Consider the following 24,812-nt stretch of genomic DNA (forward strand, 5'->3'; position numbering starts at 1 on the left):
CTTGCGGAGGCACCCTCCGTTAGGCATAGGCTCGGGGCGTGGGCTTGATCGGGACCTCACGTCATCAAGCGGCCGTGGACCGGCTGCGCGCGTCGTATGCCGCCATTCCGCCGGGTTCGCCGGTGCGCCTGGCCAAGAAGACGACCAACCTGTTCCGGCAGCGTGCGGCCACGACCGCGCCCGGGCTCGACGTCGACGGCCTCGGTGGCGTGATCTCCATCGACGCGCACGCGCTGACCGCGGACGTCCAGGGCATGTGCACCTATGAGGACCTGGTCGCGCAGACCCTCCGTTTCGGGCTGATCCCGCTGGTCGTGCCGCAGCTGCGCACGATCACCCTCGGCGGTGCGGTGACCGGCCTCGGCATCGAGTCGACGTCCTTCCGCAGTGGTCTTCCGCACGAGTCGGTGCTCGAGATGGACGTCTTCACCGGCGCCGGCGAAGTCATCACCGCCTCACCCGACAACGAGCACGCCGACCTCTACTCGACGTTCCCGAACTCCTACGGCTCACTCGGCTACGCGACCCGGCTGCGGATCAAGCTGGAGAAGGTGCCGCCGTACGTCGCGCTGCGACATGTCCGCTTCCACGAGACCGACAAGCTCGCGGCGGCGATCGCGGAGATCTCCGAGTCCGGAGAGTGGCAGGGCGAGCGCGTCGACGGCATGGACGGCGTCGCGTTCGAGCCGGGGGAGTACTACCTGACCTTGGCGCGCTGGACCGAGGGGGTTTCGACAGGCTCACCCAACCAGGGGCCGTCGGACTACACCCGGGACCAGATCTACTTCCGCTCGATCCAGGAGCGCGAGACCGACCTGCTGACCATCCACGACTACCTGTGGCGCTGGGACACCGACTGGTTCTGGTGCTCGGGTGCCTTCGGGGCGCAGGACCCGCGGATCCGCCGGTTCTGGCCGCGGAAGTGGAAGCGCTCGGACGCGTACATGAAGCTGCTCAAGCTCGATCTGCGGTTCGGGATCGCCGACCGCCTGGACCGCCGCGCCGGTCGCCCCGAGCGTGAGCGCGTGGTCCAGGACGTGGAGGTCCCGGTCGAGAGGATCGGTGAGTTCCTCGACTGGTTCGACGCCGAGATCGGGATGCGCCCGGTGTGGCTCTGCCCGCTTCGCGCGAGCCGTCCCTGGTCCACCTACCCGCTCGAGCCCGGGCGCACCTACGTCAACGCCGGCTTCTGGGGCACCGTGCACGTCGGTCCCGACCGGGTGAACGCCCCGAAGAACCGGGCGATCGAGACCAAGGTGCACGAGCTCGACGGGCACAAGTCCTTGTACTCCGACTCCTTCTACGACCGGGAGACCTTCGACCGCCTCTACGACGGCCGGAATCTCGAGGCGGTGAAGAAGCGTTACGACCCTGATGGCCGGTTCATCAGCCTGTACGAGAAAGCGGTGGCACGACGATGAGCATCCTCACGCCCACGACCACGATCGCGGATGCGTTCACCTCCCTCCTGATCGGCGACCTGCCGTTCCGGTTCACGGCGTACGACGGCAGCAGCGCGGGCCCTGAGGACTCGCCGTACGGGTTGCACCTGCGCAACGAGCGCGGGCTGGCCTACCTGGTGACCGCTCCTGGCGACCTCGGCCTGGCCCGCGCCTACACGACCGGGGACCTCGAGCTGGTCGGCGCGCACCCCGGCGACCCCTACTCGGCCCTGATGCAGGTCAAGGGCAGCAAGACCGGTCTGAAGTTCCGCACCCCCAACCCGATCGAGGCGCTGAACATCATGCGCACGGTCGGCATCACCAACCTCAAGCCGCCGCCGATCCCGCCGCAGGAGCACGCGCCGCGCTGGCGCCGGATGATGGAAGGCTTCCTGCACTCCCCGGAGCGCGACGCCGAGGTGATCCACCACCACTACGACGTCTCCAACCGCTTCTACGAGCTGGTCCTCGGGCCGTCGATGACCTACACCTGCGCCTGCTTCCCGAGCGAGGACGCGACGCTGGAAGAAGCGCAGTTCCACAAGTACGACCTGGTCGCGAACAAGCTCCAGCTGCAGCCCGGTCAGCGGTTGCTGGACGTCGGCTGCGGCTGGGGCGGCATGGTCCGCCACGCCGCGCGTGAGTACGGCGTGAAGGCTCTCGGCGTGACGCTGTCGGCCGAGCAGGCCTACTGGGCCCAGCAGAAGATCAAGGAGCAGGGCCTCGAGGACCTGGCGGAGGTGCGGCACCTGGACTACCGCGACGTGCCCGAGGGCGACTTCGACGCGGTCAGCTCGATCGGACTGACCGAGCACATCGGCGTGGCCAACTACCCGGCGTACTTCGGGTTCCTGCGCGACAAGCTCAAGCCGCAGGGCCGGCTGCTGAACCACTGCATCACCCGCGCGGACAACAAGCGGACCAGCACCGGTGCGTTCATCGACCGCTACGTGTTCCCGGACGGCGAGCTGACCGGCTCCGGGAAGATCATCACGGAGATCCAGGACGCCGGGCTGGAGGTGCACCACGAGGAGAACCTGCGGATGCACTACGCCATGACGCTCGCGGGCTGGAACAAGAACCTGGTCGAGAACTGGGACGAGTGCGTCGCCGAGGTCGGAGAGGCCACGGCGCGCGTCTGGGGTCTCTACATCGCCGGCTCGCGGATGGGTTTCGTGACCAACGAGATCCAGCTCCACCAGGTGCTGGCGACGAAGACCGTGGACGGGCAGAGCGGCTTCCCGCTTCGCCCGGAGTGGACCCCCTGAACTAACCTTCCTGGGTGAACGCCCGCCCCGACGCTCGTGCCCTCTCGGGCACCGTCACCGGTCGCGAGGTCCTCGGGGACCATCTCGTCCGGGTGACGATCGACGTCCCGGGGTTCCGCAGCACCGGTGTCCCGGACGAGTGGGTGGCGCTCACCGTCCCGGGACAGTTCCAGACCCGCTACTACACGGTGCGCGCTCACGAGGGTGAGCGGATCGTGCTCGACGTGGTGATCCACGACGAGGGTCTGGTGACGCAGTGGGCGCAGACCGAGTGCGTCGGAGACGTCGTCGGCATCTCGGAGCCGAAGGGCTCCTTCGACCTTCCCGACGACGCCTCCTGGGTGGTGCTCGTCGGGGATCTCACCGGGCTGCCCGCGATCGCACGCATCGGCGAGACGGTCGGGCTCCCGGTGACCGCCTACGTCGAGACGCCGGACGAGCCGCTCGACGACTACACCGACCTGCCGATCTCCTGGGTCGACGCCCCGGGGGCTGAGCAGAGCGGCCTGGCGACGCTGGTCCAGCGGCTCGACTGGCCGGAGGGACCGGGCTACTTCTGGATGGCCGGGGAGTCGGCGCAGATGCGCGAGATCCGGCGCCACGTCCGGCACGACCTCGGCAGGGCATCGACGGCGTACGACGTGATGGGCTACTGGAGCGGGAGCCGCGGCCGGCAGCGCCGGGCCGTCGACCCCGGCCCGATCTACGCCGCCGGCAAGGCGGCCGGGAAGAGTGACGAGCAGATCTGGGACGACTACGACCAGGCAAGGGGAAACAGTGGCTGAGCAGGACGAGACCTTCCGGAGCGGGTTCGCCTGCTTCGTGGGCCGCCCGAACGCCGGCAAGTCGACGCTGACCAACGCCCTGGTCGGCTCGAAGGTCGTGATCACCTCCTCCAAGCCGCAGACCACGCGCACGGTCGTGCGCGGGATCGTGCACCGCCCGGACGCCCAGCTCGTGCTGGTCGACACCCCGGGCCTGCACAAGCCGCGCACCCTGTTGGGGGAGCGTCTCAACGACCTGGTCAAGACCACCTGGGCCGAGGTCGACGTCGTCGCGGTGTGCTTCCCCGCCGACGAGAAGCCGGGCCCGGGCGACCGGTTCATCGTCAACGAGCTCGGCAAGGTGCGCCGCACGGTGAAGATCGCGGTCGCCACCAAGACCGACAAGGTCAGCCCGGACCAGCTCGCCGAGCACCTGCTGGCCATCGCCGAGCTCGGTCGCGAGACCGGGACCGACTGGGCCGAGATCGTGCCCGTCTCTGCGCAGTCCGGGGACCAGGTCGACCTGTTGGCAGACCTGCTGGTCGCCCGCCTGCCCGAGGGGCCTGCGCTCTACCCGGACGGCGAGCTCAGCGACGCGCCCGAGGAGGCGATCGTCGCCGAGCTGATCCGCGAGGCCGCACTGGAGGGTGTGCGCGACGAGCTGCCGCACTCGATCGCCGTCGTGGTGGAAGAGATGGGGCTCAAGGAGGACCGGCCGGCCGACAAGCCGCTGCTGTACATCCACGCGAACCTGTACGTCGAGCGCGACTCCCAGAAGGGCATCATCATCGGCCACAAGGGTTCCCGCCTGAAGGAGGTCGGGATGGCTGCGCGCAAGCAGATCGAGGCCATCCTCGGCACTCCGGCGTACCTGGACCTGCGGGTGAAGATCGCCAAGGACTGGCAGCGCGACCCCCGCCAGCTGCGAAAGCTCGGCTTCTAGGCACTGACAAATGTCATGGCCGGATCGTGACGGTCGGGCGAGGCGTTCGGCCGCTGGTCAGGGCAGGCTGGAGCCATGAGTTCATCCATCCCTGCAGTCAGCCTCTCGGGCGTGACGAAGCACTTCGGTGCCGTCCAAGCCGTACGGGGGATCGACCTGACCATCGAGCCCGGCGAGGTGGTGGCCTTCCTCGGCCCCAACGGTGCCGGCAAGACGTCCACCATCGACATGATGCTCGGCCTCTCCGAGCCGACCAGCGGTAGTGCGCAGATCCTCGGGCTCGAGCCGCGGGACGCGATCGCGCGCGGCCTGGTGTCCGCGGTGATGCAGACCGGTGGCCTGCTGAAGGACATCACGGTCCGCGAGACGGTCGCCTACACCGCGAGCCTCTTCGTGCACACCCGCGACATCGACGACGTGCTCGCCGAGGCCGGCATCACCGGGATCGCCGACCGCAAGGTCGAGAAGTGCTCGGGCGGTGAGCAGCAGCGGCTGCGCTTTGCGATGGCACTGCTCTCCGACCCCGCGCTCCTGCTGCTCGACGAGCCGACCACCGGCATGGACGTCGAGGGTCGGCGCACGTTCTGGTCGGCGATCCGCTCGGACGCCCAGAAGGGCCGCACCGTGCTGTTCGCGACGCACTACCTGGAGGAGGCCGACCAGTACGCCGACCGGATCGTGCTGATCAGCCACGGCAAGGTCGTCGCCGACGGCTCGGGCAGCGAGATCAAGTCGCTGGCGTCCGGTCGCACGGTGCGCGCGACTCTGAACCAGCCCGACACCGCCGCGCTCGCGAGCCTGCCGGGCGTCGACAACGTCGAGGTGCGGGGCGAGTCGGTCTACGTGCACGCCAAGGACAGCGACGTGGTCGCCCGGTACCTGCTGAACGAGACCAGTGCCCGTGACCTCGAGATCACTGCCCAGGGCCTCGAGGAGGCCTTCCTCAACCTGACGGGAGACGCCACGTGAGCGCCACCACCATCGACCCGACCCAGCGCCGGGTGCCGCCCCTGGGCGGGTTCAACCTGACCATGCTCGGCATCGAGATGCGCCGGATCCTGCGCAACCGTCGCGCGGTGATCTTCACGCTGATCATGCCGGTGATCCTCTACCTGATCATCGGGACGAACTCCCAGTACACCGGCGACAAGGCCGGCTCCGGCAACGTGTCGGCGTACATCCTCATCAGCATGGCGGCGTACGGCGCGGTCCTGGCGACCACCAGCGGTGGCGCGATGGTCGCCACCGAACGGGCCCTCGGCTGGTCCCGCCAGCTGCGACTCACGCCGCTCTCGCCGATCGCCTACGTGATGGTCAAGGCCATCGTCGCGCTGTTCCTCGGGCTGAGCTCGGTGCTCGCGGTGAACATCGTCGGCCTTCTCAACGGCAAGGCCGAGATGCCCACCCACGTGTGGATCGCGGCGGGGGTGATCGCCTGGCTCGGCTCGATCGTGTTCGGTGCCTTCGGTCTGTTCGTCGGCTACCTGCTCCCGAGCGAGAACGTCATGCAGGTCCTCGGCCCGGCTCTCGCCGGACTCGCTGCGCTCGGTGGACTCTGGTTCCCGATCAAGTCGGACTCGGTGCTCGGTCACATCTCCGCCTGCACCCCGATCTACGGTCTGGCGAACCTGGCCCGGTGGCCGCTCTACGGGGGCGCGCCCCACCTCGTGTGGATCCTGAACCTGCTCGGCTGGCTCATCGTCTTCGTGGCCGGCGCCGCGTGGCGGATGAGCAAGGACACGGCCCGGGTCTGATCGCTACCGTGACTGCGATGACGACCAGCCCGATCGACCTGGACCCACCGCCGGCCGCCCCTCTGTGGGGTCCGGTCTTCGCGCTGGTCTGGCTCTTCTACCTGCTGAACCCGCTCGAGGACGCCTGGAAGCAGCGCGACACCGTCTCGGGCTGGGTCGGCATCGTCGCGACCCTGGCGTTCGCGGTCGTCTACGCGGCCATGTTCCTCATGCTGCGTTGGAAGCGGGTCCCGGGATCACCGTTCACCGCCACCGCCAGCCCGCTCGTCGGGCTCGGAGCCGTCGTCACCGAGGTCACTCTGGGCGTCGTCATCTGCGTCGCGGTCGGACAGAGCGGAACGGCGACCGCGGTCTACATCGCCGTGACCTGCATGATCTGCCTGGAGACCCGCCTGGCCTGGGCGCTGACCGCGTTGGTGGCCGGAGCGACGTACGGGGCCACGCTGGTGGTCGACGGCTGGAGCGAGGACCGCGGCATCCTGTTCGGGATCCTGGTCGCCGGACTGGCGATCTGGGGGATCGGCCAGGCGATCAACCGCAACATCGAGGTGCTCGCCGTCCGTGAGGAGAACGCCCGCCTCGCCCTGGACGACCAGCGCAACCGCTTTGCCCGCGACCTGCACGACATCCTCGGGCACTCGTTGACGGTGATCACCGTCAAGGCCGAGCTCGCCCAGAAGCTGCTCGACGTCGACCCGGAACGGGCCAAGGCCGAGGTCGCCGATCTCGAGCGGCTCTCGCGTGATGCCCTGGCCGACGTCCGCCGCGCGGTCGAGGGCTACCGCGAGATGACGCTGCCCGGTGAGCTCGCCCGTGCCCGGATGGCTCTTCAGGCGGCCGAGATCGAGGCCGACCTGCCGAACTCCACCGACGACGTGCCGAGCGAGGTCCGCGAGCTGTTCGCCTGGACCGTCCGTGAGGGCATCACCAACGTCATCCGGCACAGCGGCGCCCGGAGCTGCGCGGTGCGGCTGACCGCGACCAGCGCGGAGGTCGCCGACGACGGCGCCGGTCCGGGCTCCTCGGTGCCTGGCAACGGCCTGGTCGGTCTGCGCGAGCGCGCCAACGCCCTGGGCGGGGCCGTGGTCACCACCGCGCTGGAGCCCGGGTTCTCGCTGAAGGTGGTCGTCGGGTGATCAAGATCCTGCTGGCCGACGACCAGGCGCTCGTCCGCGGCGCACTCTCCGCGCTGCTCGCGATGGAGCCTGACCTGGAGGTCGTCGCCGAGGTCGGGTCCGGTGACCTGGTGGTCGACGCCGCTCTCGAGCACCGACCGGACGTCGCCCTGCTCGACGTGGAGATGCCCGGGATGGACGGCATCGCGGCGGCCGCCGCCCTGCGGGGCGTGCTGCCCGAGGTGAAGGTGCTGATCGTGACCACCTTCGGCCGGCCCGGCTTCCTGCGCCGGGCGCTCCAGGCCGGCGCCTCCGGGTTCGTCGTCAAGGACACCCCGGCGGCCGAGCTCGCCGACGCCGTACGCCGCGTGCACGCCGGCCTGCGGGTCGTCGACCCGGCCCTGGCCGCGGACAGCCTGGTCGCGGGGGAGTCTCCGCTCAGCCCGCGCGAGACCGAGGTCCTCCGGGCCGCCAGCGACGGGTCCACGGCAGCGGCGATCGCGGCGAAGCTGTTCCTCTCCGAGGGGACCGTGCGCAACCACCTCTCCAGCGCGATCGGCAAGACCGGGGCGGCGACCCGGGCCGAGGCCGTCCTCATCGCCACGGAGAACGGCTGGCTCTAGTGCCGGACGTCCTCGGTAGTCTCGACCGGTGACCTGGGACGAGCTCTACGACGACGCCGCGCGCGAGCGACTCGTCGAGGAGCCGGCCAAGCGCGTCCCGGCGCCGGTCCGCACCCCGTTCGAGCGCGACCGCGCCCGGGTGGTGCACTCGGCCTCGCTGCGCCGACTTGCCGCCAAGACCCAGGTGCTCGGGCCGCAGGCCGACGACTTCGTCCGCAATCGGCTCACCCACAGCCTCGAGGTCGCCCAGGTCGCCCGCGACCTCGCGCACCCGCTCGGCTGTCACCCGGACCTCGCCGAGACTGCTGCGCTCGCGCACGACCTCGGCCACCCGCCGTTCGGCCACAACGGCGAGGAGGCGCTCGACCGGCTGGCCGCTGACTGCGGTGGGTTCGAGGGCAATGCCCAGACCCTGCGGATCCTGACCCGCCTGGAGGCGAAGTCGGTCGACGAGGACGGGCGCTCGATCGGTCTGAACCTGACCCGGGCGACCCTGGACGCCTGCACCAAGTACCCGTGGGGACGCCCCGACGCTGGCGGCAAGTTCGGGGTCTACGACGACGACCTGCCCGTCTTCGAGTGGCTGCGCAAGGGCGTGGACGGCCCGCGTCGCTGCATCGAGGCACAGGTCATGGACTTCGCCGACGACGTGGCCTACTCGGTGCACGACCTCGAGGACGGCATCGTCGGTGGGCACATCGACCTCGCCCGGCTGGACTCGACCACCGAGCTCACCGGCGTCTGGGAGACCGTGCGCGACTGGTACCTGCCGGGTGCGACGGATGAGGAGCTCGCCGAGGCGTTCGGACGGGTGCGCTCGGTCGGGGCGTGGCTGCACCAGGAGTACGACGGCAGCCGGTCGGCCCTCGCGGTACTGAAGAACCTGACCAGCGACCTGATCGGCGTCTTCTGCGGCAGCGTGCACTCGGCCACGCGGGCGGCGTACGGGGACGGGACGCTGGTCCGGCACGAGGCCGACCTGATCGTGCCGAGCGAGACCGCCGAGGAGATCGCGGTCCTCAAGGGGATCGCCGCGCACTACGTCATGCGCACCGACGTCCGGGTCGCCGCGATGCAGCAGCAGCGCGAACTCATCGACGAGCTGTTCGCCGTGCTGGTGGACTCCGACGGAGCGCTTCTCGACCCGAGCCTGCGCGCCGACTACCGCGAGGCGGTCGACGACCAGGCCCGTCTCCGGGTGGTCGTCGACCAGATCGCATCACTCACCGATGCCAGCGCCGTGGCGTGGCACCAGCGCCTCTGCCGCTGAGCTACCGCCGCGAGCTCGCCTGGAGCGGATCGCCACCGACCTGGAAGCCGGAGGCACCGTCGTCCACCGCCGGCCCGGCGCTCGAGCCGTGGTCCAGGTCCTCGCCGTGCAGCTTGTCGGAGACGCGGTCCTTCAGCGTCGCGGTCTCCGCCTTGACCGCGTCGGCGGCCTCGTGGGCCTTCTCCTGCACGCGCGGGTCGTCCTTGACCCGCAGCGCCAGCGCGCGGATCTGCTCGTAGCGTTCCCGGCCGGCGCGCGCGCCGAGCACGTAGCCGGCTCCGAACGCGGTCAGGTGCGTCAGTCGCTTGATCATCTCGGTTCCTCTCCTCGGGTGCTTCAGTGCTTGCGGCGCCACACGACGAGGCCGACCACGGCCACGGCGAGGACGACGGGGGCGAGCAGGACCGGCTTCGGCGTGCGGGCGACCCGGTCCGCCGCCCGGTGCTTCACGTCGAGCTTGGCGCTGAGCTGGTCCACGGTCTGGGCGAGCTGGTCGCGCTGGAGGGCGACCTTCTGCTCGAGGTGCTCGGGGCTGGTCGTGGTCACGGCTTGATCTCCTTCAGGGTGGCGAGGTCCTCCTTGGTGCCGGCGATCGCCTTCTCGGGGATCGGCGGCGTGGCCTGCTCGACCTTCGACTTGCCCAGGACGGCGGCGCCGGCCGCGACGGCGAACAGCGCAATGGTCACGATCAGCGCTGCCGCCCACGCCGGCAGCGCGAGGTCGAGCAGCAGGACCACGGTGGTGATCGCGCTGGCCAGGCCGAAGAATGCCAGCAGGCCGCTGGCGCTGAACATGCCGAGCCCGACGCCGAGGCGCTTGCCCTTCTGGGCGACCTCGGCCTGGGCGAGCCTGATCTCGGAGCGGACGAGCGCGGGCACCTGCTCGGTCAGGTCGTGCACGAGCGCGCCGATCGTCGGATCGGGTGGGTTCTCACGTCCGGGTGCTGGGTGTTGGGCAGCCATGTCTGACCCCTACCCGCTGCCGTGGAAATGAACCCGCTGCCCGGCGTCGGTGCGGGGACATAGGATCGGCGCGTGGCGGGCCGGATCAGGGACGAGGACATCGCGAAGGTGCGCGAGACCGCGCGCATCGACGACGTCATCGGGTCCTACGTCACGCTGCGCAGCGCTGGCGGCGGGAACATGAAGGGCCTGTGCCCGTTCCACGACGAGAAGTCGCCGAGTTTCAACGTGACGCCCAGCCGGGGCATGTATCACTGTCTCGCCGGCGAAACAGAAGTCCTGACGTTCGACGGAGTCCGTCCGATCCGCGAACTGGCCGGAGGCACGCACAAGATTCTGGGAGCGCGGGCGAACTGGATCGAAGCGCCGTTCAAGTCCTACGGCGTCCAGCCGCTGATGAAGATCACGCTGACGAGAAACCGCCAGGTCAAGGAGATCTTTGCGACAGACGAGCATCGGTGGTTCGTTCGAGTTGGCAACGGTGACGATCGGACCAGGCGACGCGAGGCGCTGACCAAGGAGCTAAAGCGAGGTGACAGGCTTGCCTACACCTACCCGAGGAACGGGATCCGGCGGACGACGCCTTCGCCGTTCGGAATAGCTCACGGCTTCACTTGCGGCGACGGAACCCTGAACGGGACCGGCGCCATGGCATTGCTGTGTCCCCCGAAGGACCTGGCAATGCTGAAGTGGTTCCCGAACAGCGTCACCTCTGCGTCCGGCGAGAACCTGCTCGTCCACCACCTTCCGAGGTTCTTCAAGGCATGGCCTGATCTGAACGAGTCACGGCCCTACCTTTACGGCTGGCTCGCTGGCTATTTCGCGGCAGACGGGTGCGTCGCTGCCGACGGAACAGTGATCCTCAATTCCGCTAAGCGCGAGAATCTGGAGTTCGTGCGGGCGGTCTGCACTCGCCTCGGGATCGGTACCTACGGGATCACCTCGCAGAACCGTCGTGGCATCGACGGCAGGATGTCCGACATCTTCCGCGTGCATCTCGTGAACGAGGACCTGACCAGCGAGTTCTTCCTGATCCCCACTCATCAGGAGCGGTTCGACGCGGCGAACAAGCAATTCGCTCGTCGCGGCTGGGTCGTCCAGTCAGTCGAACGTACCGACCGTATCGAGGAAGTTTTCTGCGCCGAGGTGGACGACGGGCACGCATTCACGCTGGCCGACAACATTCTCACCGGGAATTGCTTCGGGTGCGGGGTTGGTGGCGACGTCATCAAGTTCGTCCAGGAGATCGACGGCACCAGCTTCACCGAGACCGTCGAACGGCTCGCGGAGAAATTCGGCGTCGAGCTCCACTACGAGGAGGGCGGGCCGGCTCGACCCAGCGGGGGACCGCAGCGGCCGCGGCTGGTCGAGGCGCACAAGCTGACCGCCGCCTGGTACGCCGAGCAGCTGGCCACCCCCGACGCGATGACCGCGCGGCAATTCCTCGACCAGCGCGGCTTCGACAAGGACGCAGCCGAGCACTTCGGCGTCGGCTTCTCCCCACGCGGCGGCGAGGAACTGGTCAAGTACCTGAAGCAGAAGGGCTTCACCGACGCCGAGCTGGTCAGTGCCGGCCTCGCGGGCGACAACAACCGCGGCCTCTACGACAAGTTCCGCGGCCGGCTGATGTGGCCGATCCGCGACAGCAGCGCGGACGTGATCGGCTTCGGCGCCCGCCGGATCTTCGAGGACGACCGGATCGAGGCCAAGTACCTCAACACCGCCGAGACCCCGATCTACAAGAAGAGCCAGGTCCTCTACGGGATCGACCTGGCCCGTCGGGAGATCGCCCGGGGGAGCCAGGCGGTGATCGTCGAGGGCTACACCGACGTGATGGCCTGCCACCTGTCCGGCGTGAAGACCGCAGTTGCCACCTGCGGCACCGCGTTCGGTGACGACCACGCCCGGGTGATCCGCCGGCTGCTTCAGGACCACGACGAGTTCCGCGGCGAGGTGATCTTCACCTTCGACGGCGACGCTGCTGGGCAGAAGGCAGCGCTGCGGGCGTTCGAGGGTGACCAGAACTTCGCCGGCCAGACCTATGTCGCCGTCGAGCCGTCCGGGCTGGATCCGTGCGACCTGCGCCTGCAACAGGGCGACGCTGCGGTCCGCGAGCTGGTCGCGCGGCGGGTGCCGCTGTACCGGTTCGTGCTGGCCAACGTGGTCGAGCGATACGACCTCGACCGGGCCGATGGTCGCGTGGACGCGCTGCGCGAGGCGGCCAAGCTCGTCCGGGCCATCCGGGACCGTTCCAAGGTCGACGCCTTCGCCCGCGAGCTCGCCGGGATGATCGGCATCGACCCGGTCGACGTGCAGCGGGAGGTCCGGCGAGCCGCTAATCGCGAGCAGGCGGCCGCCGCTGCGGCTCCGGGCGCGCCGGTGGCCCCGTCCGGACCGCAAGGACTGCCGGACCCGCGTGACCCGAGGTTCCTCCTCGAGCGTGAGGCGCTCAAGCTGGTCGTGCAGCACCCCGCGATCGTCGGCCCGACGCTGGGCGAGGTCAGCGACGAGGACTTCACCCACCCCGCCTACAAGGCGGTATGGGCGGTCGTGACCCTCGCCGGCGGCGTGGCAGCCGCCGACGCGATGTGGGCATCCCGCCTCCAGGCGAACACCGCCGACGAGCGGGTGCAGTCGCTGCTGAGCGCGCTGAGCGTCGAGCCCCTGCCGACCAAGCAGGAGCCGACGGCCGAGTACGCCGCGGTCTACGTGCACCGGCTTCGTGAGCTGACCGCACTGCGCCGGATCGCCGACCTGAAGTCCAAGCTCCAGCGGACCAACCCGGTGGAGGAGGCAACCGAGTACAACCGGATGTTCGGCGAGCTGGTCGCTCTCGAGCAGCACCGGCGGACTCTGCGCGAGCTCGCCATGGATCCCTCGTGACGTTGTTCCATCGGGCCGACCGCGCTCCCGCGCTGGTCGTGGACCGAGCCGGGCTCGGGCGCCGCGAGAAGGTCCTGGCCTTCGTCAACGACGGCGATCGTTGGCTGCTCGGCACCCGGCTGGCGCTGGTGCTGGTCGGCGAGGACACCGTCCGGCTGCCCTGGGAGACCGTGCAGGCGGCCGACTGGGACCAGGACGAGTCGAGACTGAAGGTCAGCGAGGTCGGGGAGTACGGCCGGCCGCGGGCGTCGTACGAGTTCACGCTGGAGAACCCGGCGCTGCTGCTCCAGCTGATCCGCGAGCGGGTGACCGCCAGCGTGGTCGTGCAGCGTGGGTTCCTGGTCTCGGGCAAGCGCGGCTTCAAGGTGATCGGCAGGCGGTCCCCGGACGGCGGACCGATCACCTGGATGCACGAGTACGACGCGGGGATCGACCCGGACGAACCGGACGTCGTCCGCGCTGCCGCAGAGGCGCTGGCCCAGGCCCGCGCGGACGTCGGAGACGTGTCGGGTACCGATTAGTCCCAACCCGGGAGGGCTTGCTAACCTTTGCGGGCGCGATCCCCTGTAGCTCAATTGGCAGAGCATTCGACTGTTAATCGGAGGGTTGTTGGTTCGAGTCCAACCGGGGGAGCTCGAGAGGGCCTGACTGCGGTGAAAACCGCTGGTCAGGCCCTCATTCATTCCTGGCATCATCAGCGCCATGGTGGCGCGTCGAGCATCGGTGAGGCTCCGCGCCCTGATGCCGGTCCTGCTGATCGCCCTCGGCTCGGGTTGTTCGCTCGGCGGCGTCTCGCAGGCCTCTGATGACCATGTCCTGCGCACAGGGTGGAGTGCGACGGACGTGGCTGTGCCGAAAGCCGCTGCTCGCATGAAGCGAATCGGCAGCGCTGGTCCCTTACAGATCCGGACCGACCGACCGATTGTCATCAACTTCTGGTCGAGCACCTGCGGCCCGTGCAGGAAGGAGATGCCGATGCTCGAACGCTTGAGTCACGACGGCGTCCAGGTCGTGGGTGTCAGCCGGGACAACCTGCTGAAGTACGCCCGCAAGGAGATCCGGGACAGGAAGGTCACGTTCCCGAACTACTCGGACGCCTCGGGGGACGTCATGTTCGGGCTCAGCAAGGTTCTCTACCCGAACGGGATCCCGACGACGATCGTCGTCAGCGGCGGCCGCGTCCGATGGGTGCACATCGGCGCGTTCGCGTCGTACTCGGAGCTTCACCGCTCTGTGCTCAACCGTTTGACACCATGAACCCGTGATCACCCGCGCTGACGTCGACGAGGCCCGCGCCCGGATCGAGGGCCGCGTGCGCCGTACGCCGCTGATCGCGGTCGACCCGGGGGCGTTCGGTGGCCAGACCTGGATGAAGCTGGAGTTCCTCCAGCACACCGGCAGCTTCAAGGCCCGCGGCGCGTTCAACCGGATCCTCGAGGCGCAGGCCAACGGCGACCTCGACCCGGCCGTCGGCACGGTGGCGGCCTCAGGTGGGAACGCCGGGCTTGCGCACGCCTACGCGGGTGCTCAGCTGGGTGTGCCGGTGACGGTCTTCGTGCCGACGATCACCTCGCCGGTGAAGCTGGCCAAGCTGCAGGCCCTGGGTGCGAACGTCATCCAGGCCGGTCACGAGTACGCCGGAGCCTACGAAGCTGCGCGGATCCACGCCGAGGGGACCGGGGCGCTGTTCTGCCACGCCTACGACCAGGCTCCGATCGCGGCGGGCGCCGGGACGCTGGGTCTGGAGATCCTCGAGGACCTCGACGGGCAGGTCGACACCGTGGTGATCGCCGTCGGCGGGGGCGGGCTGCTGGCCGGGGTCGCCGCCGCAGTCGAAGGGACGGCCCGGGTGGTCGGGGTCGAGCCGACCGGAGCACCCACGCTCGCCGAGGCGCTGCGAGTCGGATCCCCGGTCGACGTACCGGTCTCCGGGGTCGCCGCGGACTCGCTCGGCGCACGTCGGATCGGTGACATCGCTCTCGACGTCGCCCTGCGTACCGGCGCACGCTCGTTGCTGGTGAGCGACGACGACCTCATCCACGCCCGGCGGCTGCTCTGGGACCACCGCCGGATCGCTGTCGAGCACGGGGCCGCTGCGGCGCTGGCGGCACTGACCAGCGGCGGCTACGTCCCAGAACCGGGGGAGCGGGTGGTCGTCGTACTTTGTGGGGCGAACACCGATCCTTCCGACCTCGTCGGGTAGACAATCGGGTTGTGCGACGTCCCCTTGCAGCCATCCTCGTGACCCTTGCCGCCATCACGGTCCTCGCCGGGTGCGGCGACTCCGGGAAGTCGGACGCCCACCAGCAGGGCCCCGGCATGGACCCGACGAAGAACGCCGCGGTCGGCACCCAGTTCTTCACCGCGGTCGCGAGCAACGACCCGGCCACGGTGGAAGCCGCCTACGACCTGGCCGCGCCGGCGTCGCGAGCGTTGAGCTACCTGAAGCTTGTCCACGACGGCCTGACCGCTGCCGGCACGGCCGACACCATGACCGAGGACCAGGGCACCTACAAGCTCTGCCAGGCCGACAAGCCGACGGTCTGCCACACGTTCGCCGCCGTCACGCTCTCCGACGGCAAGGTCAACGACTTCACCGTGGACGGCAAGCGGATCGCGATCCGCTGAGCCGGATCTCGGGCTAGTCGCCCCAGCCCATCGGGAAGACCTCGAACGGCGCCGCGAACGCGACGCCCAGACGCTGACCGGCAGCCCGCGCCCCGCCCTCGAGGAACTCGCGCGGATCCCAGTTCTCCCAGCCGAGTCCGTCGATGTAGGCGGCGTGGGCCTTCAGCGACTCCACGCCCGTGTCGAAGGTGTCGGTGGTGTCCACGCCGTGGGTCGACTGGGGGGACCCGAACGCCCAGACCGCCCGGACCCCGCCCCACGGCTCGACACTGTCGGTGAGCTGCTCGGGGAAGATCCAGCGGTTGCCCGCGTCGCGCACGGCATCGAGCACCGCCTTGCCGACCGCGATGTGGTCGGCCTGGTTCAGGTTCGCCCCGCCCCAGGTGTCGCGGAAGTTGCCGGTGATCACGATGTCGGGTCGGTGCCGTCGTACCTCGGCCGCCAGCACCCGGCGCAGAGCGACGTTGTACTCCAGGATCCCGTCGGGCTGCTCGAGGAAGTCGACCGTGTCGACGCCGACGATGCGGGCGGAGTCGATCTCCTCCTGCTCACGGACGCGGCGGCACTCGTCCGGGTGCATCCCGTCGATCCCGGCCTCGCCGCTGGTCACCATCGTGTAGCCGACCCACTTGCCCTGGCCGGTCCAGCGGGCCACGGCGGCGGCCGCGCCGTACTCGATGTCGTCGGGGTGGGCGACGATGCAGAGGGCGCGCTCCCAGCTCTCGTCGACGGGCTGCAGCGGCTCAGGCTTGTCCATGTGACCGAACGTACCCTCACGGAATAGGTCGCAGGGCCCAGCGCCACTACCCTTGATCGGTGAGCGAGACCGAAGACATCAGATTCGACGACCTCGGCCTCGACCCCAAAGTCCTGAAGGCCATCAAGGACGTCGGCTACGAGAGCCCGTCACCGATCCAGGCCGAGGCCATCCCCGCACTGCTGACCGGACGCCACGTCGTCGGTCTGGCGCAGACCGGAACGGGCAAGACCGCGGCGTTCGCGCTGCCGATCCTGTCGCGCATCGATCTGTCCCAGAAGACCCCGCAGGTGCTGGTGCTGGCGCCGACCCGCGAGCTCGCGCTCCAGGTCTCCGAGGCCTTCGAGAAGTACGCCGCCCAGATCAAGGGCCTGCACGTGCTGCCGGTCTACGGCGGCCAGGGCTACGGCGTCCAGCTCTCCGCGCTGCGCCGCGGCGTCCACGTCATCGTCGGTACGCCGGGCCGCGTGATGGACCACTTGGAGAAGGGCACCCTCGACCTGAGCGAGCTGCGCTTCGTGGTCCTCGACGAGGCCGACGAGATGCTGAACATGGGCTTCGCCGAGGACGTCGAGCAGATCCTGGCAGGCACCCCGGACGACAAGCAGGTCGCGCTGTTCTCCGCGACCATGCCGGCGCAGATCAAGCGGATCGTGAAGCGGCACGCGCCGGACGCCACCGAGATCCAGGTCAAGTCGACCTCGACCACGGCGGCCAACGTCGAGCAGCGCTTCCTCAAGGTCGGCCACCCGCAGAAGCTGGACGCGCTCACGCGGATCCTCGAGGTCGAGAACTTCGACGGGATGATCATCTTCGTCCGCACCAAGCACGCCACCGAGGAGCTGGCCGAGCGCCTGCGCGCCCGCGGGTTCTCCGCTGCGGCGATCAACGGCGACGTGGCCCAGGTGCAGCGCGAGCGCACCGTCGAGCAGCTGCGCAAGAGCAAGCTCGACATCCTGGTCGCCACCGACGTCGCCGCCCGCGGTCTGGACGTGCCGCGGATCAGCCACGTGATCAACCACGACATCCCGACCGACACCGAGTCCTACGTGCACCGGATCGGTCGCACCGGTCGCGCTGGCCGTTCGGGCGTGGCGATCTCGTTCGTGACGCCGCGGGAGAACCACCTGCTGCGGGCGATCGAGAAGACCAACCGGACCACCCTGGTCGAGATGCGGCTGCCGACGGTCTCCGACGTCAACGCGTTCCGGGTCCAGAAGTTCACCGAGGCCATCGGCCAGGCCATGGACGACTCCCAGCACGCGCTGTTCCGCGACCTCATCGAGGACTACGAGCGCAACAACGACGTTCCCGCTCTGGACATCGCTGCAGCGATCGCTGTGCTCGCCCAGGACGGTCAGCCGCTGCTGCTCGAGGAGATGCCGGAGCCGCTGCGCACCGCGCCCAAGGAGCGCTCGAACGACCGCGGCCCGCGCTCGCGCGACCGGGGCGGTTTCGCCAGCTACCGGATCGAGGTCGGCAAGCGCCACCACGTCGAGCCGCGCCAGATCGTCGGCGCGCTGGCGAACGAGGGCGGCCTGTCGCGCGAGGACTTCGGCAAGATCGACATCAAGCCGGCGTTCTCGATCGTGGAGCTCCCGGTCGACCTGGACCCGGCCGTCCTCGACAAGCTGTCGGGCACCCGGATCTCGGGCGTGCTGATCAACATCAAGCCGGACAAGTTCGACCGCGGTCACAAGCGCGGTCATTCCGGTCCTGCGCAGAGTCCGAACAAGTCGTTCAGCTCGGCGGGTGGAAAGAAGCCGAGACACAAGAAGCACCCGTAGCTCCCGGGCTTATGCTCCGGTCATGCGCCGTCTAACTGCTGCCGTTATCTGTCTCGTCTCCGGCCTCGTGCTGGCGGCATCCCCGGCGCAGGCCAAGGCCCTGCCGGTCCCGTACAACTTCCTGCCGGCGGCGATCTTCGGTGGCACCCCGAACGCGGACGCGCCGGGCACCAACGACTGGACCTGCAAGCCGACCGCGGCGCACCCGCGACCGGTCGTCCTGGTGCACGGCACCCTGGGCAACCGGTCGACGAACTGGCAGACCTACGGTCCGCTGCTGAAGAACAACGGCTACTGCGTCTTCTCGCTGACCTACGGCTCGACCCTGCCGATCCCGTTCCCGGGCGCCTTCGGCGGCCTGGGCGACATCCGGGCAAGCGCGCAGCAGCTCAAGGACTTCGTGGCACAGGTGCTGACGGCGACCGGTGCCAGCAAGGTCGACATCATCGGCCACTCGCAGGGCACGCTCATGCCCGACTACTGGATCAAGTACCTCGGGGGAGCGGGCCAGGTCGGCAGCTACATCTCGCTGGCCCCGCTGTGGCACGGCACCTCGATCACCGGACCGCCGGCGCAGATGGGCTTCGCGTTCCCGAACCCGCTGGACTCGATCGGACCGGCCTTCAGCCAGATGAGCGCCGGCTCGGAGTTCATCACCCAGATGCGCAGCGGTGCCGGGGTGAAGGTCCCCGGGGTCACCTACGTGAACATCATGACCAAGTACGACGAGCTGGTGAAGCCGTACACCTCGGGCAGCGAGCCCGGAATGACGAACATCGTGATCCAGGACCACTGCAAGCAGGACTACACCGAGCACTTCGAGATCGCGGCCGACAAGAACGCCAGCATCTTCGTGCTCAACGCGCTCGACCCGGCCCACCCGCGGCCGCTCGTGTGCTCGCTGGTGCTGCCGTTCGTCGGGGGCCTCTGACCGGCTGCCGGCCCGGGTCTGACTGGACCAGCTGGGCACTTCTGGGCGCCCGGACAGGGGTAGAACACGTTTCGAGACGCGCCAAGCCTCAGATGTTTGACAGAGGCCGTTAGCCCGCTTACGTTGCGGGTGGGCTGAGGGGCTTGGCGCACTACGGTGCTTGTAGAAATGGAAACAGCGTGCGGCGTTTCTTCCTTGCTCTGATCGTTGCCCTCACCGCGGTCCTGGCTGTTCCCCAGCTGGCCTCCGCGCACGTCGAGCGGCCGTCGTACTGGCCCGACCCGAAGCCGGACTGCACGATCAGCCCGTGCGCGGGCGGAAAGATCCCGGCGATCCGCAGTCTGGCCAGCGCGCTCACCGCCTCAGCACCGGGCACCACCCGGGTCGTCTGCAAGCCGGACTCGCTGACGCGGCTCAAGGCGTCCATCGCCAACGCGCGCCAGTGGGGCTACCGCAACCGCGCGACGGTGCTCTCCACGCTGACCGCTGCGCAGGCGACCCAGCTGCTCCAGGTCAACACCGCGCTGTTCGCGATGTGCTCCTACAGCGACATCCAGCCGGCCGTGACGGCCTCGGGCAACAACGACCGCGTCGTGGTGATGCCCGGCCTGTACACCGAGCCGGCCTCGCGCGCGGCGCCGACGTTCGACCCGGCGTGCGACAAGTACGAGACCAAGTCCGACGGCGGTGACCCGGGCGCGCTCAGCCACGAGTACCAGATCCACTGCCCGAACGACGCCAACCTGATCTCGGTCGTCGGTCGTGACGGAGGCGCCGGCCAGGCCGCCGACCCGTCGCCGCCGCTGGTCGACCGGCACGGCATCCCGAACCCGGGCAAGTGCATCCGCTGCAACCTCCAGCTCGAGGGCTCGGGCGTCAGCGACAACGACGTGGTCGTCGAGGCCGGCGACGCTGCTGCCGGCAACGGCGGCCCGTCCGCGGTCGGCCACGCCAAGGACGTCGGCATCTTCGTCGACCGCGCGGACGGCTTCGTGCTGCGCAACCTGACCGTGCGCCACGCCCGCGAGCACGACATCTACATCCTCGAGACCGACGGCTACGTCTTCGACAAGTTCAAGACCTTCTACGCCGGTTCCTACGGCGTGCTGACCTTCGTCGAGGACCACGGTCTGATCCAGAACTGCGAGGCCGCCGGCAACGGCGACTCCGGCATCTACCCCGGTGCCGGCGCGCCGACGCTGACCCACCGCGACGTCTCGTTCTACCCGACAGCGCGCTACAGCCAGACGGTGCAGTACTGCGACAGCCACCACAACACCGGCGGCTTCTCCGGCACCGACAGCCACGGGACGTTGATCCAGTACAACAACTTCTTCGACAACTCCCTGGGCTTCACCACCGACGTGTTCACCGCGGCAGGCCACCCCGGCTTCCCGCAGGAGGGCAACGTCATCCGGAACAACAACTTCTACTCCAACAACTTCAACGCCTTCGCCCCCGGTTCGGACGTGGCCCCGTTCATCGGCGCCCCGGTCGGCACCGGCCTGTGGCTGGCCGGCGGCAACGACAACGTCGTCCAGGGCAACCACTTCTACGACAACTGGCGTCGCGGCCTGATGCTGTTCGCGGTTCCGGACGCCACCGTCTGCGGCCCGGTCCTCGGCGACACCAAGACGCCGATCCCCGGCTGCTCGGTGCTGGGCATCTCCACCTCGTTCCGCAACAAGTTCAGCGGCAACGTGATGGGTGTCGCGCCGGGCGGCGTGGCCAAGCCCAACGGCACCGACTTCTGGTGGGACTCCTTCCCGACCAACACCGGCAACTGCTGGTGGGGCAACACCGCGGCTGCGGGCAAGAAGGTGACCACGAACGGTCTGCTGCCGAACTGCGCCAACGGCACGCTGCCGGCGACGAGCATCGGTCTGGGCAACGTCCTGGCCGAGGCCGAGCTGGTCGCCTGTCTGGCCGGGTACCAGGTCTCCGGCTACCCGAACGGCAACGGAACCATCTGCTCCTGGTCCAAGACGCCGGCCAAACCCGGTTCGGCCAGCGCGGCCAGGATGGCGACGTCGGGTGAGTTCGTCGCCTCGGACGGCACCTCACAGACCTCGACGTACGCCCAGAAACAGGCCTTCGCCGAGCTCTGTGCGTCCGCGGAGACGCTCTCGAGGACCTGTGCGCCGTTCGCCACGATCCTGAACAACCTGGGATGGGTCGCCGCGACGCTGCAGCCGCAGCCGGCCGACACCACCACCGCAGCCGTGACCACGCGCAAGCCGCTGGGTCTCTACACCTGCGAGTGGTGGCGCAAGGCCGACGACTCGGCGAAGGCCGGCATGGTCCAGCGCATCCGCAACTTCGCGGGTGGCTCGGTCACCGGGTCCGGCAGCAACGGCGTGGACAAGATCATCGGCTACGGCAACGTGCTGACGAACGCGAACGCGACCAAGCTCTTCAACGAGCGCTGCTCGACCAGCTACGCCGGTCCGTTCGCGCTCTACAAGCTGTACGGCGCCGCGGCGGCGTACAGCGTGGCCCAGCGCTGAGTTGGTTGAGCCTGTCGAAACCCGGTAACCGCTAGCTGTTCGCGAGCAGCTCGGCGAACTTCTCCCGAGCACGTGCCTGCCGTGTGGGCACGTGCTCGGTGGGCACGCCGTCGGCCGGTGCCGTGTAGTCCTTGAGGACCGCTCGGGCCACCGACTGGCGGTGCACCTCGTCCGGGCCGTCGTAGATCCGGGCTGCGCGCGCCCACCGGTACATCTGCTCCAGCGGCAGGTCGGAGGAGTAGCCCAGGGAACCGTGCGCCTGCAGCGAGCGGTCGATCACGTCGTGCAGCACCTTCGCGCCGTAGTACTTGATCATCGCGATGTCCTGGCGAGCGGCCGAGGTGCCCTGGGTGTCGATCACCCAGGCCGCGTGCAGCGTCATCAGGCGGGCCGCCTGGATCTCCGCGGCGGAGTCCGCGATCCAGTTCTGGATCGTCTGCTTCTCGCCGAGCAGGCTGCCGTGGGCGAACCGGTACGTCGATCGCTCGCAGAGCATGTCCAGGGCCCGCTTGGCCTGGCCGAGCCAGCGCATCGCGTGGTGGATCCGGCCGGGGCCCAGCCGCATCTGCGCGATCAGGAACCCGGCGCCGACACCCCCGAGGATGGCCTCCGGTCCGACCCGGACGCCGTTGTACTCGATCTCCGCGTGGTTGCCGTAGCGGCCGAACCGGTGGTTGGTGGCCTCCATGCTGCCGACGTCGCGGACGATGTCGAGGCCGGGCGTCCCCGCCGGCACGATGAACATGGTGGCCCGCTTGTGCGGCGCGGCTTCGGGATCCGTGACCGCGACGACGATCAGGAAGTCCGCGACCGAGGCGTTCGAGGAGTACCACTTGCGGCCGGTGATCACCCACTCGTCCCCGTCCTGGACGGCCCGGGTCGCCAGCTGCGTCGGGTCCGACCCGGGGGTGTCCCGCTCGGTCATCGAGAAGCACGACTTCAGCTCACCGGCCAGCAGGGGAGTGAGCCACCTGTCCTTCTGCTCCGGCGTCCCGGCGAGCGCGAGGATCTCGCTGTTGCCGCTGTCCGGGGCCTGGCAGCCGAACGCGGCCGGCGCGAGCATCGAGGTGCCGAGGATCTCGTGCATCAGCCCGAGCTTGACCTGGCCGAAGCCCTGGCCGCCGAGCTCGGGGTCCAGGTGCGCGGCCCAGAGCCCCCGGGCCTTGACCTGGTCCTGCAGGGGCTTGAGCGCCCGGTCGATCTGGTCCATCTCCAGCTCGTCGAAGATCGAGTCCAGTGGCCAGAGCTCCTCGCGGACGAACGTGTTCATCCAGTCGAGCTCGGCCTGGAACTCGGGGTCGGTGCTGAAGTCCCAGCTCATCGGGTGCCTCCGTCCACGCGCAGCAGCGCGCCGGTTGTGTAGGTGGATGCGTCGGTGGTGAGGTGCAGCGCAGCGCCGACGACCTCGTCGGGTCGGCCGACGCGGCGCTGGGCGATCTGGCCCTCGACCATGCTGCGGATCTCGTCGGGCCAGGCGAGCGAGATGTCAGAGTCGAACGGGCCGCAGATGATGCCGTTGACCCGCACGTTCGGCCCGAAGGCCTGGGCGAAGCCCTCGGTCAGCGCATTCAGGCCGGCCTTGGCGGCGGCGTAGGGGAGTGAGATCGCGTCCGGGCGGATCGAGGCGATCGAGGAGATGTTCAGGATGCAGCCGCCACCCGCCGCCGCCATCCGGGTGCCGATGGCGGCCGAGAGCCGGAACGGGCCTTTCAGGTTCACCCCGATGACCTTGTCCCACAACGCCTCGGAGACCTCCTCCAGGCTCGGGTAGAGCGGCGACAGTCCGGCGTTGTTCACGAGGATGTCGACCCGGTCGAACGTGGCATGGACCTGCTCGACCAGCGCGTCGCACTGGCCCCAGTCGCTGACGTTGCAAGCCAGGGGCAGAGCCCGTACGCCGAACCGCTCGGTGACCTCAGCGGCGAGCCCCTCGCACGACTCGACCTTGCGGCTCGCGATCACCACATCGGCTCCGCGTTCGGCGTAGGCGAGGACCATCTCGCGTCCCAGGCCGCGGCTGCCTCCGGTGACGACGGCGACCTTCCCGGTGAGCTCCGCCATCAGACGACTCCCTCGTCCATGAACAGGTGGGCCTGCTCGACCAGGGCCAGGGCCATCGTGCGCAGGAACTCGCCGACGCCGCGGTCCATCTTCCCCGCGCACGCCCGGGCGTAGCTGCCCTCCAGCACGATCCCGAGCTTGAAGCAGGCCAGGACGCCGTACCAGTCGATGTTGCTCACGTCCCGGTCGGAGCGCGCCGCGTAGTGCTCGATCAGCTCGGCGCGGGTCGCCAGCCCTCCCGCGGTGGCGAGCTGCCCGACGGCGGCGCTGACGGCGGGTGCGCGGTCCGAGGGCCAGGTGCAGACGAACCAGCCGAGGTCGAGGAGCGGGTCGCCGATCGTGGCCATCTCCCAGTCGAGGATCGCCGCCACATCGCCGCTGGTGTGCGAGAAGAGCAGGTTCGCTGCGTGGAAGTCGCCGTGCACGATGCCGGGACGGAAGCTCGCCGGGATACCCGCCTCGAGCCACGCCGAGATCGGGGAGACGTCGGGGAACGAAGCCGGGTCGTAGCCGTCCTGGTCGGCGTAGGACTCCAGCTCGCGGGTCCAGCGGCCGACCTGGCGCTCCGGGAACCCGTCCGGCTTGCCGAAGTCGGCCAGGCCGAGGTCCTCGTAGTCCAGGGCTGCGAGCGCCGCGATGCCCTCGACGGCGCTGAGCCCCATCCGGTGCCGCAGGTCCGCGCGCTCCAGGTAGAGCTCGGGAACGCCGGAGGCGGCGTGGAAGCCGTCGATGGCCTCCATCAGGAAGAACGGCGCGCCGAGCACCGACTCGTCCTCGCAGGTCGCGTGCCAGGCAGGGGACGGAACTGGCTGGTCGGTCAGGACCCCCAGGACCCGCGCCTCGCGCAGCAGCGTCGGCCAGCTCGCCGGCCGCGGGTTCCGCGGTGGGCGACGCAGCACGTGCACCTGGTCGTCGATGCTGAACCGCACCAGGATGTTCTGGGTGCCCCCGGTCAGCAGGGTCGCGTCGAGGACCGGTCCGCTCCCGAGGCCCTCGGTGTGCAGCCAGCCGGTCAGGGCATCGAGGTCGACGAGTCCGTCGAGTCCGGTCATGTCCGGAAACCTAGGGTGGCGCGGGCCTCGACGCCAGGGTTCGTCTCACGGGCAGGCCGGGAGCC

General features: G+C 69.3%; 24 protein-coding genes, 1 tRNA gene and 1 pseudogene. 19 read left to right on the top strand and 7 right to left on the bottom strand.

Annotated elements, in window-relative coordinates:
* Window positions 1-38 precede the first annotated feature (38 nt).
* The 9 genes from EFL95_RS07425 to EFL95_RS07465 all read left to right on the top strand — a co-directional run bounded on the left by EFL95_RS07425 (window position 39) and on the right by EFL95_RS07465 (window position 9,179).
* Window positions 39-1,421, top strand: a complete 1,383-nt coding sequence (locus EFL95_RS07425) for an FAD-binding oxidoreductase (RefSeq protein ID WP_342773186.1) — start codon at window positions 39-41, stop codon at window positions 1,419-1,421.
* Complete coding sequence (locus EFL95_RS07430; RefSeq protein WP_123233384.1) at window positions 1,418-2,710, top strand: class I SAM-dependent methyltransferase; 1,293 nt, start codon at window positions 1,418-1,420, stop codon at window positions 2,708-2,710. Before EFL95_RS07425 ends, EFL95_RS07430 begins: the two co-directional genes overlap by 4 nt.
* 14 nt (window positions 2,711-2,724) lie before the next feature.
* On the top strand, window positions 2,725-3,495 hold the full coding sequence (locus EFL95_RS07435) for a siderophore-interacting protein (RefSeq protein WP_123233385.1): 771 nt from the start codon (window positions 2,725-2,727) through the stop codon (window positions 3,493-3,495).
* A complete protein-coding gene (gene era, locus EFL95_RS07440; RefSeq protein WP_123233386.1) occupies window positions 3,488-4,417 on the top strand; it encodes a GTPase Era in 930 nt (309 codons plus the stop codon). Before EFL95_RS07435 ends, era begins: the two co-directional genes overlap by 8 nt.
* 75 nt (window positions 4,418-4,492) lie before the next feature.
* Window positions 4,493-5,386, top strand: a complete 894-nt coding sequence (locus EFL95_RS07445; protein WP_123233387.1) for an ABC transporter ATP-binding protein — start codon at window positions 4,493-4,495, stop codon at window positions 5,384-5,386.
* Window positions 5,383-6,171 (top strand): ABC transporter permease, encoded by a 789-nt coding sequence (locus tag EFL95_RS07450; RefSeq protein WP_246004844.1) that lies wholly within the window; start codon window positions 5,383-5,385, stop codon window positions 6,169-6,171. The genes EFL95_RS07445 and EFL95_RS07450 overlap by 4 nt, the downstream gene beginning before the upstream one ends.
* A 17-nt stretch (window positions 6,172-6,188) precedes the next feature.
* Complete coding sequence (locus EFL95_RS07455) at window positions 6,189-7,307, top strand: sensor histidine kinase (RefSeq protein ID WP_123233388.1); 1,119 nt, start codon at window positions 6,189-6,191, stop codon at window positions 7,305-7,307.
* Window positions 7,304-7,909, top strand: a complete 606-nt coding sequence (locus tag EFL95_RS07460; protein ID WP_123233389.1) for a response regulator transcription factor — start codon at window positions 7,304-7,306, stop codon at window positions 7,907-7,909. The genes EFL95_RS07455 and EFL95_RS07460 overlap by 4 nt, the downstream gene beginning before the upstream one ends.
* A gap of 28 nt (window positions 7,910-7,937) precedes the next feature.
* Window positions 7,938-9,179 (top strand): deoxyguanosinetriphosphate triphosphohydrolase, encoded by a 1,242-nt coding sequence (locus EFL95_RS07465; RefSeq protein WP_123233390.1) that lies wholly within the window; start codon window positions 7,938-7,940, stop codon window positions 9,177-9,179.
* A 1-nt stretch (window position 9,180) separates the two neighbouring features.
* Here the strand turns inward: EFL95_RS07465 and EFL95_RS19715 are convergent, their stop codons facing one another.
* The 3 genes from EFL95_RS19715 to EFL95_RS07480 are packed head-to-tail and all read right to left on the bottom strand — an operon-like array spanning window position 9,181 to window position 10,141.
* Window positions 9,181-9,492, bottom strand: a complete 312-nt coding sequence (locus EFL95_RS19715) for a hypothetical protein (RefSeq protein WP_221176351.1) — start codon at window positions 9,490-9,492, stop codon at window positions 9,181-9,183.
* A 23-nt stretch (window positions 9,493-9,515) separates the two neighbouring features.
* Window positions 9,516-9,725 carry a DUF3618 domain-containing protein gene (locus EFL95_RS07475; RefSeq protein WP_123233391.1) on the bottom strand — a complete coding sequence of 70 codons (210 nt, stop codon included), beginning with the start codon at window positions 9,723-9,725 and terminating at the stop codon, window positions 9,516-9,518.
* Window positions 9,722-10,141: a phage holin family protein gene (locus tag EFL95_RS07480; RefSeq protein WP_123233392.1), complete on the bottom strand. Its 420-nt coding sequence runs from the start codon at window positions 10,139-10,141 to the stop codon at window positions 9,722-9,724. The genes EFL95_RS07475 and EFL95_RS07480 overlap by 4 nt, the downstream gene beginning before the upstream one ends.
* A 72-nt stretch (window positions 10,142-10,213) precedes the next feature.
* Here EFL95_RS07480 and EFL95_RS19845 point away from each other — a divergent pair.
* From EFL95_RS19845 to EFL95_RS07510, 7 genes and pseudogenes are all read left to right on the top strand, one after another.
* Window positions 10,214-10,399, top strand: a pseudogene (locus EFL95_RS19845) (CHC2 zinc finger domain-containing protein); the annotation flags it as partial.
* A gap of 423 nt (window positions 10,400-10,822) precedes the next feature.
* A complete protein-coding gene (gene dnaG / locus EFL95_RS07485; protein ID WP_246004975.1) occupies window positions 10,823-13,024 on the top strand; it encodes a DNA primase in 2,202 nt (733 codons plus the stop codon).
* Window positions 13,021-13,545 (top strand): hypothetical protein, encoded by a 525-nt coding sequence (locus tag EFL95_RS07490; RefSeq protein ID WP_123233394.1) that lies wholly within the window; start codon window positions 13,021-13,023, stop codon window positions 13,543-13,545. The genes dnaG and EFL95_RS07490 overlap by 4 nt, the downstream gene beginning before the upstream one ends.
* A gap of 39 nt (window positions 13,546-13,584) precedes the next feature.
* A tRNA-Asn gene (locus tag EFL95_RS07495) sits at window positions 13,585-13,657 on the top strand.
* Between the two features lie 237 nt (window positions 13,658-13,894).
* Entirely contained in the window at window positions 13,895-14,281 is a 387-nt protein-coding gene (locus EFL95_RS07500) for a TlpA family protein disulfide reductase (RefSeq protein WP_425463964.1), read from the top strand.
* Between the two features lie 4 nt (window positions 14,282-14,285).
* Window positions 14,286-15,227, top strand: coding sequence for a threonine/serine dehydratase (locus EFL95_RS07505; RefSeq protein WP_123233396.1), 942 nt, complete (start codon window positions 14,286-14,288; stop codon window positions 15,225-15,227).
* Window positions 15,228-15,238: 11 nt separating this feature from the next.
* Window positions 15,239-15,652 carry a hypothetical protein gene (locus EFL95_RS07510; protein WP_148045003.1) on the top strand — a complete coding sequence of 138 codons (414 nt, stop codon included), beginning with the start codon at window positions 15,239-15,241 and terminating at the stop codon, window positions 15,650-15,652.
* Between the two features lie 13 nt (window positions 15,653-15,665).
* Here EFL95_RS07510 and EFL95_RS07515 read toward each other — a convergent pair whose 3' ends face one another.
* The gene (locus EFL95_RS07515; protein WP_123233398.1) at window positions 15,666-16,409 is read right to left on the bottom strand and encodes a PIG-L deacetylase family protein; all 744 of its coding nucleotides are present in this window, start codon (window positions 16,407-16,409) and stop codon (window positions 15,666-15,668) included.
* Window positions 16,410-16,468: 59 nt separating this feature from the next.
* Here EFL95_RS07515 and EFL95_RS07520 point away from each other — a divergent pair, with 59 nt between their 5' ends.
* The 3 genes from EFL95_RS07520 (at window position 16,469) to EFL95_RS07530 (ending at window position 21,634) form a co-directional block, all read left to right on the top strand.
* Window positions 16,469-18,196, top strand: coding sequence for a DEAD/DEAH box helicase (locus EFL95_RS07520; RefSeq protein ID WP_123233399.1), 1,728 nt, complete (start codon window positions 16,469-16,471; stop codon window positions 18,194-18,196).
* Between the two features lie 22 nt (window positions 18,197-18,218).
* Window positions 18,219-19,127 carry an esterase/lipase family protein gene (locus tag EFL95_RS07525; protein WP_123233400.1) on the top strand — a complete coding sequence of 303 codons (909 nt, stop codon included), beginning with the start codon at window positions 18,219-18,221 and terminating at the stop codon, window positions 19,125-19,127.
* Between the two features lie 179 nt (window positions 19,128-19,306).
* Window positions 19,307-21,634, top strand: coding sequence for a right-handed parallel beta-helix repeat-containing protein (locus EFL95_RS07530; protein WP_123233401.1), 2,328 nt, complete (start codon window positions 19,307-19,309; stop codon window positions 21,632-21,634).
* A gap of 31 nt (window positions 21,635-21,665) precedes the next feature.
* On the opposite strand, the gene EFL95_RS07535 is transcribed toward EFL95_RS07530, so the two are convergent.
* From EFL95_RS07535 to EFL95_RS07545, 3 genes are read right to left on the bottom strand one after another with little or no spacing between them, the layout of a single operon-like run.
* Window positions 21,666-22,955 (bottom strand): acyl-CoA dehydrogenase family protein, encoded by a 1,290-nt coding sequence (locus EFL95_RS07535; protein WP_123233402.1) that lies wholly within the window; start codon window positions 22,953-22,955, stop codon window positions 21,666-21,668.
* Window positions 22,952-23,695, bottom strand: coding sequence for an SDR family NAD(P)-dependent oxidoreductase (locus tag EFL95_RS07540; RefSeq protein ID WP_123233403.1), 744 nt, complete (start codon window positions 23,693-23,695; stop codon window positions 22,952-22,954). The genes EFL95_RS07535 and EFL95_RS07540 overlap by 4 nt, the downstream gene beginning before the upstream one ends.
* Entirely contained in the window at window positions 23,695-24,747 is a 1,053-nt protein-coding gene (locus EFL95_RS07545; protein WP_123233404.1) for a phosphotransferase family protein, read from the bottom strand. Before EFL95_RS07545 ends, EFL95_RS07540 begins: the two co-directional genes overlap by 1 nt.
* Between the last annotated feature and the right edge of the window lie 65 nt (window positions 24,748-24,812).

The sequence above is a fragment of the Nocardioides marmorisolisilvae genome (assembly GCF_003725775.1).
GTDB lineage: Bacteria > Actinomycetota > Actinomycetes > Propionibacteriales > Nocardioidaceae > Marmoricola > Marmoricola marmorisolisilvae.